General features: G+C 67.5%; 14 protein-coding genes. 5 read left to right on the forward strand and 9 right to left on the reverse strand.

Translation table 11 applies throughout. The features are described from left to right. The first annotated feature begins 27 nt into the window (after window positions 1-27). From ACGIF2_RS12175 to ACGIF2_RS12185, 3 genes are all read left to right on the forward strand, one after another. On the forward strand, window positions 28-939 hold the full coding sequence (locus ACGIF2_RS12175) for a hypothetical protein (RefSeq protein ID WP_396046954.1): 912 nt from the start codon (window positions 28-30) through the stop codon (window positions 937-939). Beyond that, window positions 936-2,411 carry a hypothetical protein gene (locus tag ACGIF2_RS12180; RefSeq protein WP_396046956.1) on the forward strand — a complete coding sequence of 492 codons (1,476 nt, stop codon included), beginning with the start codon at window positions 936-938 and terminating at the stop codon, window positions 2,409-2,411. The genes ACGIF2_RS12175 and ACGIF2_RS12180 overlap by 4 nt, the downstream gene beginning before the upstream one ends. Window positions 2,412-2,818: 407 nt before the next feature. Next, entirely contained in the window at window positions 2,819-3,214 is a 396-nt protein-coding gene (locus ACGIF2_RS12185; RefSeq protein WP_396046958.1) for a hypothetical protein, read from the forward strand. Window positions 3,215-3,420: 206 nt separating this feature from the next. Here the strand turns inward: ACGIF2_RS12185 and ACGIF2_RS12190 are convergent, their stop codons facing one another. The 4 genes from ACGIF2_RS12190 to ACGIF2_RS12205 all read right to left on the reverse strand — a co-directional run bounded on the left by ACGIF2_RS12190 (window position 3,421) and on the right by ACGIF2_RS12205 (window position 8,763). Then, window positions 3,421-4,704, reverse strand: a complete 1,284-nt coding sequence (locus ACGIF2_RS12190; RefSeq protein ID WP_396046961.1) for a hypothetical protein — start codon at window positions 4,702-4,704, stop codon at window positions 3,421-3,423. A 695-nt stretch (window positions 4,705-5,399) separates the two neighbouring features. Beyond that, entirely contained in the window at window positions 5,400-5,642 is a 243-nt protein-coding gene (locus tag ACGIF2_RS12195) for a hypothetical protein (protein WP_396046963.1), read from the reverse strand. Between the two features lie 748 nt (window positions 5,643-6,390). After that, window positions 6,391-7,917, reverse strand: coding sequence for a ribbon-helix-helix protein, CopG family (locus ACGIF2_RS12200; protein ID WP_396046965.1), 1,527 nt, complete (start codon window positions 7,915-7,917; stop codon window positions 6,391-6,393). Between the two features lie 21 nt (window positions 7,918-7,938). Beyond that, window positions 7,939-8,763 (reverse strand): abortive infection family protein, encoded by an 825-nt coding sequence (locus ACGIF2_RS12205; RefSeq protein WP_396046967.1) that lies wholly within the window; start codon window positions 8,761-8,763, stop codon window positions 7,939-7,941. A 326-nt stretch (window positions 8,764-9,089) separates the two neighbouring features. On the opposite strand from ACGIF2_RS12205, the gene ACGIF2_RS12210 reads away from it, so the two are divergent. Continuing rightward, window positions 9,090-9,845, forward strand: a complete 756-nt coding sequence (locus ACGIF2_RS12210) for a DUF4145 domain-containing protein (RefSeq protein WP_396046969.1) — start codon at window positions 9,090-9,092, stop codon at window positions 9,843-9,845. A gap of 728 nt (window positions 9,846-10,573) precedes the next feature. On the opposite strand, the gene ACGIF2_RS12215 is transcribed toward ACGIF2_RS12210, so the two are convergent. From ACGIF2_RS12215 to ACGIF2_RS12235, 5 genes are all read right to left on the reverse strand, one after another. Next, the gene (locus ACGIF2_RS12215) at window positions 10,574-10,717 is read right to left on the reverse strand and encodes a hypothetical protein (RefSeq protein WP_396046971.1); all 144 of its coding nucleotides are present in this window, start codon (window positions 10,715-10,717) and stop codon (window positions 10,574-10,576) included. 426 nt (window positions 10,718-11,143) lie between these two features. Continuing rightward, complete coding sequence (locus ACGIF2_RS12220) at window positions 11,144-13,075, reverse strand: hypothetical protein (protein WP_396046973.1); 1,932 nt, start codon at window positions 13,073-13,075, stop codon at window positions 11,144-11,146. Then, entirely contained in the window at window positions 13,072-13,647 is a 576-nt protein-coding gene (locus ACGIF2_RS12225; protein ID WP_396046975.1) for a hypothetical protein, read from the reverse strand. Before ACGIF2_RS12225 ends, ACGIF2_RS12220 begins: the two co-directional genes overlap by 4 nt. Beyond that, entirely contained in the window at window positions 13,644-14,915 is a 1,272-nt protein-coding gene (locus ACGIF2_RS12230) for a hypothetical protein (RefSeq protein WP_396046977.1), read from the reverse strand. Before ACGIF2_RS12230 ends, ACGIF2_RS12225 begins: the two co-directional genes overlap by 4 nt. 350 nt (window positions 14,916-15,265) lie before the next feature. After that, window positions 15,266-15,448: a hypothetical protein gene (locus tag ACGIF2_RS12235; RefSeq protein ID WP_396046979.1), complete on the reverse strand. Its 183-nt coding sequence runs from the start codon at window positions 15,446-15,448 to the stop codon at window positions 15,266-15,268. Between the two features lie 435 nt (window positions 15,449-15,883). Here ACGIF2_RS12235 and ACGIF2_RS12240 point away from each other — a divergent pair, with 435 nt between their 5' ends. Beyond that, on the forward strand, window positions 15,884-16,432 hold the full coding sequence (locus ACGIF2_RS12240) for a helix-turn-helix domain-containing protein (protein WP_396047046.1): 549 nt from the start codon (window positions 15,884-15,886) through the stop codon (window positions 16,430-16,432). Window positions 16,433-16,808: the final 376 nt, after the last annotated feature.

Raw genomic sequence — 16,808 nt, forward strand, 5'->3', positions numbered from 1 at the left:
CGGGTTAGCGTCGAAGCCGGAGGCGACATGGCACACGTCCCAGCGCAGGAGCTCGATCTCGGCCACGCCCTCGAGCTGGTCAGGGGAGCGTGGGAGGCGGACGACGCCTTCTCCCCGCAGACGCGGCTGCGCAGCCTCGAGACCATCACCCGGTTCAGCACCCGCGCCCTGGTCCAGGGCGCCCGGCACGTCGCGGATCTGACACCGGAGGCGTGCCAGGGCTTCGTGCTCGCCCACGGCCAGAGCGGGCGCCCTCCGCAGCTCGCGACCCAGCACGCGCGCCGGACGATCCTGCGGATGTACTTCCGCACCCTGCGTGATCTCGGGGTGATGGTGGGCGACCCGACCCTCGACCTGCGGCTGCCGGCCCGCACCACCGTGGCGGCACGCCCGCTCGCGGAGGACGAGGTGATCTCGTGCAGGTTCGCCGTGCGCCTGGGCCGCGCGGGCTCCACCTCGCTGCAGCGCGCCACCTGCTGGGCGCTCGCCGAGGCGACGGCCGTCACCAGCGAGATCACCCAGGTCCGCATCGCCGATCTCGACGACCAGTGCCAACCCCGCTGGGTGCATCTGCGCGGCTCCAAGCGCGCGGCACCTCGCCTGGGCAGGCTCACCGACTGGGGCGCGCGCATCGTGGCGCGCCAGGTGGAGGACCTCGTCGAGCAGGGCGCCCCGACATCGACTTTGCTGACCTACCGCGGCCGTGCGGTTCCGGGCCAGCACGTCGCCCAGGCCTCGGCGGCCAACGCCATCGCCGAGACGCTGCGGGCGGCCGGCCTCGGCGAGGAGCCCGACGTGCGGCCCGCCTCGGTGCGCAACTGGGCCGGTAGGCGCCTGTACCTCGACGGGATGCCCATCGAGCAGGTCGCGGTCCGGCTCGGCGCGCGGAGCCTGGACGCCGTCGCCGCGGACATCGCACTCGACTGGCACCCCTCATGACCGCCCGGATCGCCGGCCGGATCGGCACCATCGACCGCCTGAGCGCCGTGATGGCCTCGCCCACCTTGATCCGGCTCGGCGCCGAGCTCGCCACCGAGCACCGGGTCGGGCGCCGGCCCGCGCACCCGCCCTACGTCATGCTGCAGTTCGCCGCCTTGGCCCGATTGGCCCGCTCAGGGGTGCGCGTCGAGCTCGACCTGGCCAACCCGGCGACCTGGGACTTCGCCAGGTCGATCACCCTCGAGTCCATCCACGCGCACTCCCTGGACGTCCCAGCGCCCGGCCCATTGCCGCCCACCTGGGAGCAGTGGCGGTGGTTCCGCGACCAGCGGCTGGCCACCGACGAGGGCCTGGGCGTCCTGGCGCGGACCTTCCCGCAGCTCGCCGTCGACCTCGCGCGGCGGATCGGCCAGCTCGACCCGCACGGCGCCGGCTCGCTCACCCACCCCGACGCCACCCGCACCGTCTACGGAGACGGCACCATCGTGCGGCCCATCTACCACCCGCCCCGCGCGGTGCGGGTGCACGACGACGACGGCGCGATCATGCCCATGTACCCCGACCCCAGGACCGGTGAGCTCGCGCTCAAGCCGCCGGGCAGGTTCGACCCCGACCTGGCCGAGCACCACGGCCACCTTGGCCCGGTCCTCGGGCACGGGTACGTCGCCTTCCACACCCGCGGCCCCTCCCCGAACCAGCGGGTCGTCCTAGGTGTCGACCACATCGACGCACCCGGCCACGAGGCGGCGTGCGCGCTGCGGCTGCTGGCGGACATCGCCCGGCACGCAGGCAGCGGCATCCAGCTCGTGGTCTACGACGGCGCCTTCCGCGGCGTGCACATCGACCACGTCATGCGCCGCCACGGCTACCTGGTGATCAGCAAGATGCCCACTCACGAGGACGACGACGGCGCCGTCCAGGCCGTGCGGACGAGCGAGGGCCGGATGGCCAAGAGCTACCCGCTGGGCATCGCCACCCACGACACCCCGGACGGGCCGTGCGGCCACCCGTTGGCGGCGATCGGCGGGCGTGTCGTGCAGCTCGACCTCGACGACACCGGCGACCCGGTCGTCGTCGCCATCCCACGGCGCGGACCGGTCAAGCGCTCACGCCGCACCAACGGCCAGTTCCACTTCAACCTCGGCTACGACGTGAGCTGCCCTCGCGGGGAGTTCACCGTGTGGGTCGCCCCCCACGGGAACGCGGACAGCGCCGCGCGCCCGGAGAACCTGCGCGCCATCCCCGACGACGACCCCGACTCCCTTCGCCTGCGTGGCCTGCGCTCGGACGCCGAGTCCTTCCACGCCAGCCTCAAACGCACCCTGCTCACCGAGCGGGCGATGAGCCTGGGGTGGCGGCGTGGGCTGCTCGACACCTATGCCTACGCGCTGCTGAACAACGCCCTCACGGAGATGGTCGCCGAGGGAGCGCAGACGCGCGGCGCCTGGCGCACCGCCGCGGCGCGCAGGTGACCACGGCCAACCCAACTCCAGCTCAGTCCGGGGAGCCCTTCGCCGCCGCGCCGTGCTGTATCACCTCCTATCGGGAGGCGCGGTGGGCAAGGGGCCGAGCAAGTGCGCGTGGTGGGTCCGCTCGCTGCTGCGCCGTGCGGTATCACCTCCATTCGAGAGGCACGGCAGCGATGGGACGCCTCCGTGAGGCCTCTGTGTGTCCTGTGCTGTTGTCAAGGTGCGGCAGCCCACGTCCGGAGCCGGTCGACGCACGGCACCGTCCCGGGAGCTTTGGCTCGCGCAGTAGTCCCACGGCCGGGTGCTGAACGACCCGCGGCGGCGCCGACGGGGGCTGTGTTCCATGCCGGTCTGCCGCCCACGGCGTTCCCGCGCTGCCAGGCCGCGACCGTCGGCGTCACGCTGGCGGCATGGACAGTGACGGGGTCTCGCCTCTCACGACGCCGGACGTGCTCGACCTGGCGACCGCATCTGGCGTGTGGGCTATCCGCTCCGAGTCAACGGCGGTCTACTACCTCGACCTCCCCGGACTGGTGATGCGCGCACGCGGCCCCAGTTCGCAGAGTTTCCCTTTCGACGACGAATGGGTCCGACTCGTTGAGGTCATCTCTTTCGATCCCATGACCGGTGAATCGGCCGCGAACCAGATCCGCACGGGGTGGCGTCCCCGATACCTGACCGACCCCCGCGGCGGCGCGCATGACTACGAGTGGCGGCTGCAACGGACCGTGACGACCATCGAGCAGGTGGCACCCGACGCGGCACGAACGCTCCGAGGCTTGCACAGGCCCCGAGACGATGACTGACCCGGTGAGCGACGCGCGTCTGTGATCAAGCTCCCGGAGCTGAACCCGGTTGGCGCTCTCCACCGCGCCTGTCCGGGTACGGAGTCTAAAGACTCTAAAGAACACAAAAAGGGGCCGACCTCAGGCAGTCAGCCCGCAGGCTGACGCAGGTTGCCGCCGCGCCGCGCTAGATCCAGCGCCCGCCCTGATCAGCGAGCGTCGTGGGGCTACTCGCGCCAGTCCGGGACGCCCGACGCCCGATGCTCCCAGCGCCCGCCGTGCGGTGGAGGGCCGTCTGGTGGCTGCATGTCTGCGTAGAACCAGCGCTCGGACGGATCGGACTGCGCTCCGATCCCGAGCACCAGTCCGCTCGGCGTGCGTCGCCACGCGTGCCAGTGCCGGCGGTCTTCAGCGACGGTCATTTGGACTCCGTGGTCCTCAGGCAGGCCCTTCCGTGTGAAGTCCCCGAGTACGTCGATCAGGTCCGCCCGATAGTGACCGCGGTTGCGGTGGTGGCCCATGTGGCACATGGCGAGCCAGTCCAGGGCTTCGCGAGTCTCCTTTATCTCGCGCTGGTCGAGTTGCCGCCCGTTCGCGTCGACGCCCTTGACGCCTGCGAGCCGGCGCAGACGCTGCGCTGTGAGCACTGGCTGGGCGCGTCGACGACCTCGCCGCATGCGGTAGACACGCACTGCCTCCAGCGTCTCGCGCCAGGTCTCGGTGCGGGCGATTGTCTGCAGGTGGTCGTGGTCGTTCGACAGGTCGTGAGCGGTTCGTAGGTCCAGACCCAGGGCCGCCACGGTCGCGACGCGGGTTTTCAGGGGTGCGGGGATTCCGAAGAGTGGCTTGCGCAGCCGTCGGAGCAGTTCGTCGTACGAGAGGCAAAGCGCCAGGACCCAGATGAACGGCAGGACTCCGAGCGGGAGCCAGATCGACAGTGCGAGTCCGAGGAGGACCTGGCGAGTGTCGAGCGCCTGCCAGTTCGCGGTGAGCTCGCGGACGGTCAGGACGAGCAGCGCGACGCCCACGAGCGCATTGAGGCGAGTGACCAGGAGTCGCCATGCCGACGTGTAGCGCTCGGCTACGGCGGTGAGCATGGCAAGAAGGACGAGACCGGCCTGGAGTGCCAGCTCAGCGAGGTAGTTGAAGGTGTACAGATTCATCGCGTACTGGAGGAAGATCGCCGCCCCGACCGCTTGCCTTGCCATGATGAGGAAGTATCGGTCGGTCTTCGCGGCATTCAGTGCGGCGAAGACCGCCCCGAGGGCTGATGCTACGAACCAGACGACAGTGTCCTTTGCCAGTCCCGAGTTCCAGAGCCCGATGCGTGAGGCGCCCGCGACGAGAAGGGTCACCCAGGCGGTGAGCGCCAGGAGCGGGACGACGACGGCCCAGACCCAGCGTCGCTCCACGCTCTCGCGGAGCGTCTTGCGTGCACTTGGGTTGGTGAGCACCACGGCGGCGAACGAGACGAGCAGGGTGACGATCGCCCACTCGCGCGAGTTCAGCACCCCCGACGCCGATCAGGACGCGGGCTCGGAGAAGGATGCCAGCAACTCAGCGCCCACAGGACACGTGCGTGCCGACAAGACGCCCTCACCGGTCATCATCGTCCGCAGCGCGATGGACAGAGGTCTTGTCGCTCAAGGTCCTCGACCACTCGGTCGAGCAGGATCGCGTCTCGGGGGAGGTCCGGGTAGGCGCGTTCGACGGCCGCGTGCTGGCTGCTCGTGTACAACCGTGGTGGCTCGACTCCGGCGTGGTCTTCTCAGCCCAGCGCGCGATGCGAGCGGTCCTGCCTCTCGCCACGGCGTTGAGTACCTCCGCCGCTGGCGTCTCTGACATGCGAGCAGAGAATCACGCCCCGCCCACACAGCAGCGGCCGTCGGAGGCACAAGTGTGACGATCGCGTGGAGCTGAGGCACGTTCGTCACCAGTTGAGCGCGAACGATGAGGGTGAGAGTGGGGGCTGATTGCGAGGCTGCCCCCAGTGAGGACAAGGCCCCAAACGACCTCCCCCGCCCCGACCGCCAATAGGGCCCCCGTTGCGAAGAGACACCCAACCGCCCCAAACCACGAGGGACCAGGAGCGGGCAGGCCACGCGAGCCGGAGGTGATGCCTCGTTCCGCGACTGCCCGCCGGAGTCGTTGGCCTGCTCGCGTCGGCTTCGGCATCGGGGCAAGACCCGTCGCTCCTTGGCCAGTGCTAGTCGGCGACTCTCGTGTCGCCGGCGACGACGAGGAAGTCGACGACGCGCTGCCAACTGGCGATGTCCGTTTCCATCGTGAGGTCGGGGCGGCGCGCATGGAGCCACTCGGGAAGCGTGACCGTATCTGCGCATTCGGGCCCGGCGGCGCTCACGGCGGCTTCGATCCAAGGGAGGCCCTGCTGGACCTGGACACGGACGGTGAGCTCGCTGACCGCGATGACGAGGTGGTCGAGACTCATGTGCTGCGGCTCGCGCCGCCAGAGCGGGCGGTCGCGCTCAACGCGCCGCCGGCAGGAGCGGTACTGCTCGAGCCGGAGCGGGAGTGTGCGGTCACGGGCGAGAGCACGCACCAAGACGCGATCGGGACGCGGCTCGGGCCGGCATGGCGACGCTGCACGCGGCGCAGATCGAGTTGGGGGGATCCGCCGGGGCCGAGACGCTCGAGGTGCGGATCGACAGCCGACGGGACGGCGTGCTGACGGCCGCACAGGGCGCGCGATACGCGCCGCTGATGTCGCGCGGCCAGGTCGTGGCGTGTGAGGCGGAGATCTTCCAGGGACGGACCGTGGTCGAGTTGCGCCTCTTCCTGCCGAAGGTGGGCCGAGATAGCGAACATCGCACCCGGGGCGTCCACTCCACGTACTCCCGCGAGACCTGGACTGCATCGAGCCACGGCGGTCGCTACCGCGGGGCGCGAGCCGGGGAGGGCCGCGCCGCAAACGGCCCCACGCGCCACCGCATCGGTGGACCGATGACCGCGTTGTCGACGGGACAGCGGAAGCAGTCGAAGTCGAAGACAGCGTCGACGTCGTGCTCACGGCACCGTCGGACGTTCCGCTGCAGCGGCCTACGAGCAGCCAGGGTGGTACCGGTCGTCGAGGCATTCTTCGAGGTGATCGTTGACATGTTGAGGAGATCCCTTCTCGTGGCGACGTGCGTACACATCCACCATCGAGCGCGCGTCGCTGTTGGGACATACGGTCGATGTCACACGATCTCGTCCGCGTCCGGCTGCCCGTGCCAGTACGCCGTCATCGCCGCGTGCTGCATCGACCCTTCGAGTAGCCGTGTGCGCATCGCCGAGACCGCCCCGACGAGCCACTTCACCTGCTCGACAGGTGCGCCTCGCTCGAGGAGTGCCCCGACGGACCCAACCTCCCAGCGATAAGCCGCGCGGAAGGGTCCGCCGCGTACCCCCTGCTGGCGGGCGACTGCGACGAACCGATCCGGGTCGTCGCGGTACCTGTGTAGCTCCGCCTCGAGCTTGATCTCGTCGCGGGGGTGGTGGCGAGGCGCTTCCTTGACCGCGCGATGACGATTGACCGCGGCCTCGCGGATCAACCGGTCGCGGGTCTCCGGCGAAATGAATCCCCAGTCGCACGCGAGCTCGGCCGGCACCCATGGATCACCGATGTGCTCCTCGGTGAGCAGCACCAGCTCAACGATGCTCGCAGTCTCCAACGCACCTGCGGCCTCAAGTACCGCGCCGAAGCCTGGAACCAGAGTTCCGTCAGCGGCACATGGCCATAGGGCCGACCATGACCCAGCGCGCACCTGCAGGACACGTCGGGCATCGATGTCGCGCTGACGCGACGGCGCCAAGGGCTGATGGCGCCCGAGGCTAATGGCGAACCAGCCCGGCACCGACGCCACCGTCCACTGCGGCTGCAGCGTGCGGAACTCACCAATGGCACCGTCGTGGACTACCCACCGTGCCAGGTGGGTCATCGTCAGCTTGCGTTCCGCGCGCCAAACCGCTGCGCCACCACGACCCTCGTATCGCAAACGACCCGCGGCCGGGCAGTCCCGCAGGAGAGTCGAGTCCTCCCATTCTGTGCGAGCGAACTCGTGCAGCAGTGCGGCGAAGTCGTCGCGCTGCGCCTCGAGCATGCGCAGCTTCGCGGCACCGTCATCACCGGCGAACAACTTGCGCGCGATGTGCAAAGCCACCTCGAACCGCATCGGCGCGTGCCACGCGACATCCTCATCCTGAAGGATCAAGGCCACGTCTGACGACGGCGCTGTCAGCACCACCCGCTGCTCCGCTCTGGACAAGGTCGCCGCAACCGTCAGACGCCACAGCCCTAACGCAGCAGCCTGCGAGATCACGGACGGAAGGTCTTCGAGTCCGACGTCGATGAACGGTCGCACCGAAACGATTGCCACGTTCAACGCATCGGTCAACGGACGGGCCGAGTAGTCCCTCGGGCCACGCCGCACCGGCTGACCCGGGAGCCGCAGGGCGAACGACATCGCGAGCGCCACCGTCTCCGCGCTCGCACGGAACGCCACGCGAACCCGATCGTCCTTTTCAGTGCGAGCCACCGGTCGAGGCGGGTACCGAAGGACCGTCGAGATGTGCGTCAGTCGCTCGTCCTCGCTGCGTACCGACTGCGCGGCGACGTACTCCTCCAGCAAGCCTCGAACCGCGGCGTCACGGCTCACACCGCGGTCGATCTTGATCGCCTCGAGCGCCGCAACTGCGGGCGGTGAGAGCCGGACGCTCGTCTGCATCCACCCAGTCGCCACATCGACCTACAAGGCGTCGAGTAGCGCACCGGCAACGAGAGCAGTCGCACGCGCCACCACGCGAGCCTCCGCCGGCGACAACGGCTGAGTCTTGCGAGGACCCGACGGGTGCCCGTGACCAGTCCCCACATCGTTGCGCAGCTGATTGACCCGCGTTGCCAAGAGGAACAGGCATTGCTGCACTGCCTTGTGTGGATCCGGGTCGAGCTCCACACGCCCAGGCACCGCGTACCCCACTGTCGTGAACGCACTCGCCAACGTCACCGGGAAGTTCCCCTCACGCCCACCCACCGGATACGAGCCCGTCATCTGCTCGAGCACGTGACGCGCGACCGCCTCATCGAGTTCCTTGCCGGTGCCGACCTGCAACGGAGGATCATCCGGATTCAGGTTCAAGCGGTCGACATACGACCGGAGCGCCGCAGTTAGCTCCGTTCCCGTCAGGTTGTCGATCACCTTGGGCCGCAGCGCACCCGTGCCGTCGACTGTGAAGCCCAACGCGTCGTACGCGTCGCGAAGGCGTCCAACCTTGACCGCCCCTGCGAACGACGCTGACGACTCTGACAAGCACCCGTCAGCGCGCAGCAAAGCAACCAGGTGCGCGCCGAGTGCCAAGCCGGCCTTCGGTGCGTGGTCTGTGGCGTGCACGAACACGTGCCGCACCCGCTTCGCCTTGCCTAACGGTGGGCCGCCCGGCGTGCGACCGCTCGGCGCCGGATCGCCAGCGCTCAGTCCCGCGCGCGAGAAGGCCTGGTCGAGCTGATCGTGGGACGGTCCGGCGCCATCCTCGAAGAAATCGCCGATCACAGCACCGAGCCCGATGAGATCCATGAGGCCCCACGCCCTTTCGCAGATCCGACACAGCCGCCGCTCTCGGGCGTGATCTCATAGTCTCTCGCGATCGGCACCGCGAAGGTCCGTTCTGAGCGTCGCAATCCGCGGCCTGGGCGAGAGCGAGGGCGGCGTTGCATCGACGCTGACCTAACCCCGCCAAGACTCGCTCGAGCGGGAAGGCTGCTCAGCGGCCGAAGTTGCGTCGAGCGGTCCTACGTTGCGCGACGATGTACCCCGCGCCCCGGCCGGCCAACCGACCTGCCGGCGAGCGGGTCGGCGGGGCCGCCCTTGGCGCGATCTGCGCCCCTGGCTGGAGACGAACGATGACGGAACTGGACAAGCTCGCTGACTGGTTCGAAGAGGACGCCTGGCCGACGATCTCGTGTCCTGTGTGTCTGAGAGGAGACCTCGCCCCAGTGTCCGTCCTGCCGATCGATACGGGCATCTCGCAGCGGCTGCGCGCGCATGAGGCGTTCGAGCCCGAGTGGATCGCCGGCTTCTTTACTGCGCACCTGAAGTGCCAGCGCGGGGGCTGCGACGAGACGGCGGTCGCGCTTGGGGACATGAAGGTCGACTACAGCAATCATCCGGACGATACGTGGGATGGTCAGTACGCGACGTTCCTCCAGTTGCGTCACGTCCTGCCTGCCCCGCCCCTCGTCGAAGTCGTCGAAGCCTGCCCTGAGCCGGTTCGAGACCGGCTCAACGAGGCCGCTCTTGTGATCTGGTCCGATGCGAATGCAGCGGCGAACCGACTGCGACTGGCGGTCGAAGAGGTCCTCGACGATCAGTCGATCGACCGGGTGGCGCACAACGGGCACCAACTGAAGACCCATGCCCGGATCGAGCGATTCCGGAGCAAGAATGCGCGCGTCGCGGACGCGCTCGAGGCCGTCAAATGGATTGGCAATCAGGGTAGCCACGAAGACTCGCTTACTCGCGCCGATGTCGTGGCGGGCGCTCAGATCCTTGCCCACGCGCTGGAGTTGCTCTATGACACGAAGCAGGAGGAGCTCAGACGGCGTGTGGAGGTCATCAACACGGCGAAGCGCGTTCCGCGGCCGGACGCACGGCCTTGAACGTGGGCGGAAGTCTGCGGGGAGATGGTGGAAGCGTGGGCCGGAACCCGGACCGGCGCTGGGGCAAACCATCCCCCTGCGGTGGCACGGCGCAGGACGAGGACCCGACACCGTGGTGATGGCGGGCCGTCGACCTGGGTAGTCGATCGGCCGCAGCTCGTGGTCCCATCGCGGCGGCTCGTGGATCGCCGAGATGGGCCGTGCGGGCGGCAGGTGCGACGCCTCGACTGCGTGGGTGCCGGTGCGGGTCAGGCTTCACACTGCCGAGGTCGAGCGCGGCACCTCCGTAGGCGCGGTGACCTTCGAGGTACGGATCGACGGTCGACGGGTGGGCGCGCTCACCGCCGCGCAGGGGCGCGCGGCATGCGTCGTTCTTGTCGCGGGCCGACGCCGTGGCCTGTAAGGCGGAGGTCTTTCAGGGGCGGACCGCGGTTGAGGCGCGCATCTTCCTGCCTAAGCCGGGCCAACCCTGAGGATCGCGCCCTACTTAGGACGCCGCGTACGTGAGGCGTCGATGATGCTTGCAATCTCTGGCAAACCGACTTCGCCCCTGTCCCTACCAGCGCGTTTCTCGGATCCAGTGGGCAGGCACGAGTCTGCGTACCTCGCCGGACTCATCGGCGCGCCAGTTGTCGACGATTGAGCGTTGGAACCGCGGGGCATCGAGGTTCGCATGATCGACAACGATGATCTGGAAGCGACCCCTGCTGGCATCGGCACCGAGTAGTTCAGAGCTCGCCCGAGACGGGTGCGCTGGCCTCGATCGATCCGCACGTGCCACCCTCCTCAGCAGGAACGCTCGCGCGGTCGATCGTCCAGCCCCCGCGCAGTTCAAACCCGGCGGCGCGGAGCATCGCCTCGCTCAGGCCCATGACCCGCGCTTCGAAGAAGATCCACTGACAGCGAGGCGGCTGCCTCGAGCGATGCGAGCCGCGACCCGTCCACGGACCATGCCGCGTGACGGGCCGCACGGTCGATCGACTCGATAACCAGCTCGGCGAACGTGGGCCAGTCATCCACGAGGTCGACTCGCACAGTGGCGCGGTGCTTCGCCATGTGTCCTCCTCAACCCATCGGCCGTCCGTGGAACCGTTGCATCAGCCGGCACTTCAGTCGATCGGCTTTGGCGTGGCTGTGGCACGGCCGTGGCGGCGGAGCGGCCCATGCGAAGCCGGCATAGGGGGCGGTAGGAGGCAAAAAGCCATCGGGTCGTGGCGCGCCGACGCGCGTTCAGCGCCGACAGCGAGCTTCTGTTCCCCCTGGAAAAGCGCGCCGGATGACTGGCACGCTACGCCGACCTACACCGCCTGGATCGATTCCCCGGATCCGATCGTGTTCACGTTTGCGGGACCGGGGTGAGGAACCGTCGGGACTGTCGGATTGCCGTAGTCGAAAACGAACTCGGCGAACTCACGTTTGTACTCCCGCGGCAGTTCGTTATCCGCCACGATGAACTGCAGCCGGCCGGGGTTGGTGCCGACTTGCGCGACGAAGCGTCGGTACATTTGCGCAGCCATACCCTCCGCGGTGTTTAGCGCGAGTCTCGGGCTGTCGATAAGCAAGAAACTGGGATAGCGTGTGTCGCGGCGCCTTGTCGCGACAGTCACGAGCGAGATCCAGTACGCCACCTGCGTCGCGGTAGCAATTCCGCCCGCGGAACTAACCTTCTCGTACCGCCTTCCGTTCAGCTCTGGGAGGTAGTTTGTGGGGTTGATCGACGCCATTTGGCCGTTGGGTACACCAAAGTTCTGAACTGTCCTCTGAAATTCTTCGGAGAGCTCAGTGAGCACTTCGGTCCGGCGCTCCTTTTCGTTCGACTCGAGCGAGAGAACGCGTGCCTCGAGGGACCGCTTCTCCTCATTCAAAAGCTCCACCTGGGTGCGAAGATCTTGAACTCGATCCCACTGCCGAAGAAGTGCCTCGATGGCAGCGGTCTCGACGGCGCTGCGCTCTACTCGGCGTGCGGCATCGGTGTAGGCCTGAAGCCTGGGCGAAACGCGCTGTTCCGTGCGCTGATCGATCTGTAGGGTGAGGCGTCTGATTAGACCCGTGCGCTCGGATTCGGCTCTCCGCACACCTGTCTGAGCAGATGAAAGCTCCTCAAGTTGCTGATCGATCTCGTCGAGCTGGGACCGGAGTTGTGCCATCTCGTATTGACCAGTGTCGGGCAGGTTGGCGACGACGTCTGTTTGCAAGCACACGCGGCAACGACCCTCGGGCACCTCGCGGTCCAGTGATTGCAGGCACCGCGGGCAGGCCATGAATTCGATGTTCGCCATCTTTATGCCCGCCGACGCCATCCGCTCGAGTCGGGAGATGTCCACGTGGACGCGGCGGCGTTCAACCGCGTACTCGGCATGCTGTCTCGTCAGATCGGCAGATAGCGCGCGGGCTTGCGCGACACCACGTTCGGTGTCAGCCAACAGATCTCGCAGCACCTGGGTCTCGCGATCTCCGGTTTCAGTCATCGCCGCCGACAAGCGCTCAAGCTCCAACGCCGCACTAGCGCCCTGGCTCTGGGCTTGGCCAAGACGCCGCTCAGCCTCGAAACGGCTCTCAGTGCCACTCTCGACCAGGAACCTCTCGACTGCGGACAGTTGGGCTGCCGCCTCGCCGACCTGGCTGTTCTTCAGATTTAGGTCTGTCCTGAGAGAGACCAGTTCATCAGACGTTAGGCCGAACAACAACTCAAACACGGTTCGACGCTTCGGCTCGTAGTAGCCTTGCGAGCTGCCGGCAATCTCGCGGTTTATCGCAATTTGAGGGACGTAGAGGAAGCGGAAGACGTCATTGAACGTGATTGGGGCTCCCGGCTTGCTGCTTCCGCTTGAGCGAGGGGCGGCGCGCAAACCGGTCGGCAGATCAAGGGCCTTCATCAGAAGGTCGCTAACTCTCGGCTGGAGCCGATCGACGAAGTGATCCTCGAGGCTGCGCCCCGCGATCGCGTCGAACACCTCAACCTTGTTCTGGTCTTCGGCACGTAGCGAGCGCGAGAGAAGGTACTTCTCGGCTCCGAGGCGAACCGAGACCCGCACCGTCGATACGGCCGCCTCCGCGACCGACGCGAGCAGGCCATCGCCCCCAAGTGCGTACTTCACCAACTCCAGCAGCGACGTCTTGCCGACGCCAGTCGGACCGGCGAGGACCGTCAGATCGGTACCAAAAGTATAGCGAACGGGGCCGCCGGAAGTCTGGAGTTCGATCTCGTCTATGCGGAACGTCGTCGTCATGTGATCAACTTTCGATGGGCTCGGTCCATCAGATGAGGAAGGCGTTCATAGATCAGGAGTTTGAGAGCGTTTCCTGTCATTCCGGCCGCAGCCGCGGCCACCGCGGAGCACTGGTCGTGAACGGCGGACCAAGTGCTTTCCTTGACTATGTCCTGGACGAGTCTTCGGCCATGGGTGGTCGGAGCCAGGGCTACGCTTCCCTGTCTGCCTTTTGTGTAGCGGAGCAGTCCCTTCGAAACGAGGGCGCCGATGATTGGGTAGTACTTGTCGTCCCAGGGCCCATACTTATAGCGAATCATCGGGTCTGCCACCGATGTCGGCTCGGCGAGCTCGTACGACGTCAGGTGCAGTTTGGGGTCGCTGTCCTCCAAGGAGTCAAGGACGACGGGCGCCAGGCCGGGGTAGCGAACGAGGAAGTCGAGTTTTGCGAGTTTGGTGAGGCCGTCCAATTTGCCCGCGTTCCCGGGCTCGCCGGCTACCGCCGTGACGAGGAGCAGGATCCGGGTCTGGTGATAGACGAGGTCGTCCACCGCAGAGCTGAGGGCCTCAGCGGCCGCGCTTGGGGCCGTCACAGGCGGTCCTCGGTGAGTTGCCGCAGGCGGTCCGCGGCGTCGAACGGTTCGGAGTACCACACCTTGCACGCGTTCGTGAGGTACGAGACCCCGCCGAGCAGCATGTCACTGTCGATGCTCGCCACCGGTCCGGTCCCAGCCTCGCGGGTCAGTCGGTCTTCGAGCTCCGCCCAGAGCGCTGCACCCCAGTGGCCAGTACTCGTACGCACAGCGGCGGTGGCGTGATCCGCGACGCGCAGCAGAAGTAGTTCGACCTCGGCAACGCGCGCACCTGGTTGCGACCTCTGCTCGCGCCGCCAAGAGGCGAACTGACGGCGGAGTGCTTCGGCTCGTTCGATCGAGGTGGCCGCACACCGCCCTTCGCTCATCTTCACCGCAAGTCGATTTGTGACGGTGACGCGCGGCAAGGGCATGAAGGCGGCAGGCGAGCTGACGGCGAAGGACATCGCGATGTGTGCGTCGGCGACGGTGATGGTCCGGCGCTCGAGGTCAGGAGTGGTGGAAGGGTCAAGGGTTGGAAGGAGACCCCGGCGCCTCGGGCCTGCCGCTCGCATTCGACCGCGAACCAGCGAGAGGACCGCCTCCCATACGGCAGCGGCGTGTTGAGGTTGGCCGATGGCCTTCGCGATCGGTTCGGCGTACCCGGTCGGGGCAAAGTCGGGAACGTGCTCTCTGCGTGGCAGTCCGTGGTCTAGTGTGAGGCGGTTGATGAACCGAGAAATAGTGGCGGGCAGATCATCGATCTCGGGATGACCATCGCTTTTCCGCCGATCCGCGACGCCCTGGATCAGTCGGGTGTATGCCCGGTGGGCTGCGGTGTCGGCTGGCGGAGAATCCGATGTCCCGCATAGATCGAGAATGTGGCCAGCGTCGGCTGCGAGACCCGCGGTTGTCACCAGTCGCGCTTCGAGAGAACCCCCGAGTTCGTGCCACCGGTCGAATAGGTGATAGACGCCGCCAACGGTCAGGAGGCTCGCTGTGGTTGTGAACGCTCCGAATTGAGGATCCTTGTGTTTGGCCGAGACGAGTTGAACTTGGCCGGGTCGGATTCGCACCCAGTCTTCGTGGTATTCACACACCAAGCCGCGGTCGATGGCGGCGCTCGGATCCATTCCCTGGTCAAGTACCTCGAGGTACAGTGCCAGGAGATCCGCGGTGGCCATCATCGCTTGCCACTCGTACCGGTCGAGTGTCTCGGCGCCTGCGTCGTCTGGTGGCGTCGCGGGATGCAGGGCGGCTCCCAGTGCTGTCGATGCCGCGCCGCTCATCTGGCCAATCTAGGGTCGAAAGTGGCATGCGTGGAACAGATCACTCGTTTGGCCTCTAAGGGGCGGCGCATGAGGCAAGGGTTCGCGTACTCGGCGGGCCGCGCCGCCTGCCGAGCAGCGCGCTTGGTGCAGGCCGCTTCGGGAGTTCAGGAGAGTCGTGGTGCCCGAGCGGCACGTGCGTCAGCCGCTGGTCCGCTTGCGCCGGCCCAGCCACCGCGTTGGCCAGGGCGAGGCCAGGTAGCGCCGCCATCGGCACGTCGGCATTGGACGCGTCGGACGAGTATCGCCGACCGTGGATGCCTGAGGAGCGGTGCGGGCTCGATTTCGCTCGGACCAGTGCTGAGTCCGAGTTAGGTGACGAGCGAGCGAAGCTCTTCACTGAGCTCTCCAAGAGCGTGCGTCCAAGTTTGGCCCTCGACGAAGTGGTTGAACCCGATGCTCGCGACGAGCAGGATCGTCGCGACTTCCTCCGGGACGTTGGTCGCGCGTTGCGACTCGCTGAGCAGGATCTGGGACGCGTCGGGTGAGCTCATCACGTATGCCTCAGCCCCCAAGAGGCTGGGGTGGCAGTAGCCGGTCTCGTGCAGCCACGCCACGTGTAGGTCCGACTGACCGAGCTCGCTCGCCAGGTTCGCAAACTGGACGTTGCGATCCTGCGAAGAGGGCTCGAAACATCATCTCGGCAATCGTGTCGAACACGTCCTGCGGGACGCTCCAGCGACCGTCCATCGCCGCCTGCATCCTGCGAGCGCGGTACTGGCTTGCGCGTGAAAGGCCGCGGTCTCAGTGGGTCAACGCACCACGATGATCACTTCGTGGAGGCAGACGTGCAGGCGTGCGGGTTGACGGTTGAGCAGCAGGACGAGCTGTGGCGACGGTGGCGGGAGGGTGAGGCGCTGCGCAGCGTCGCCCGCCAGCTGGGGGCGCCGGTGCATCACATTCGCCGGTACGTGGCGCAGACCGGCGGGGTGCGGCCTCGGCCAGCGGGGCGCTCGGCGCGGCACTTGTTGCTGCGAGAGCGTGAGGAGATCTCGCGGGGGCTGGCGGCTGGACGGAGCATGCGGCAGATCGCCGACGCGCTGGGCCGGCCACCGTCGACGGTGTCGCGGGAGGTGGCTCGCAACGGCGGCCACGACGCCTACCGGGCGTATGACGCCGACAGGCGAGTTGCAGCAGTCCTCCAGCGCTTTCGCTGCTTCCTCCTCCGACGCGAGCCGCGAGACGCAACTCTCCGCTGTGGCGGAGTCCGCGGCGCCGCCACAGGAAGCAGCCGATGCGAGCCTTCGAGTCCTCTGTCTCGGTGTGATCTCAGATCCTCGGTTCGTGCTCTCCGGGGTCGTCGATCCACGAAGCCCCGACCGCCTCCAGCGGCACGTCGATCAGGTACTCGTTGCTCGGTTGGCAGAGCTGACTGGTGTCTTCCCTGTCGACTCGCGGGTGCTTGGGCGCGCTCGAGTGTTGTGCATCGATCTCGCCGCCGCCGCCGCTGCCGCTTCTCGGCCCGGTCTGGTGGCTGAGCTTGCACCCCCGCTGTAGCGCGCTGCTGCCTCACACCGCTGCGTGCTGGTTGCCGATCCCCGGGCACTGGGGACGTTCCAGTGTGGGTACGCCGCGTTCCGCGTTCGCCGACACCTGACGTTCCCGAAGCGGCATGGCCACGGTCTTGGAGATTCCGCGCCGCGTCGCAGCTCGGGTGCGGTGTCGCAGGTCAGAGTTAATCCACTCATCACCCAGAGGCCCGGGTGATGAGTGGATTCACTCGTGGAACCCACCGGAGAACACCCGTGTCGTTCGCCGGGGCGGTGGGGCCGCCCTGGTGCCGACGGGATCCAAGGTACCGCCTCGTCAGGGGGCTGTTCTGCTGGCGCTGGCGCGCACTGATGGCCGTCGGTG

It is taken from the genome of Cellulomonas sp. P22 (assembly GCF_044392165.1).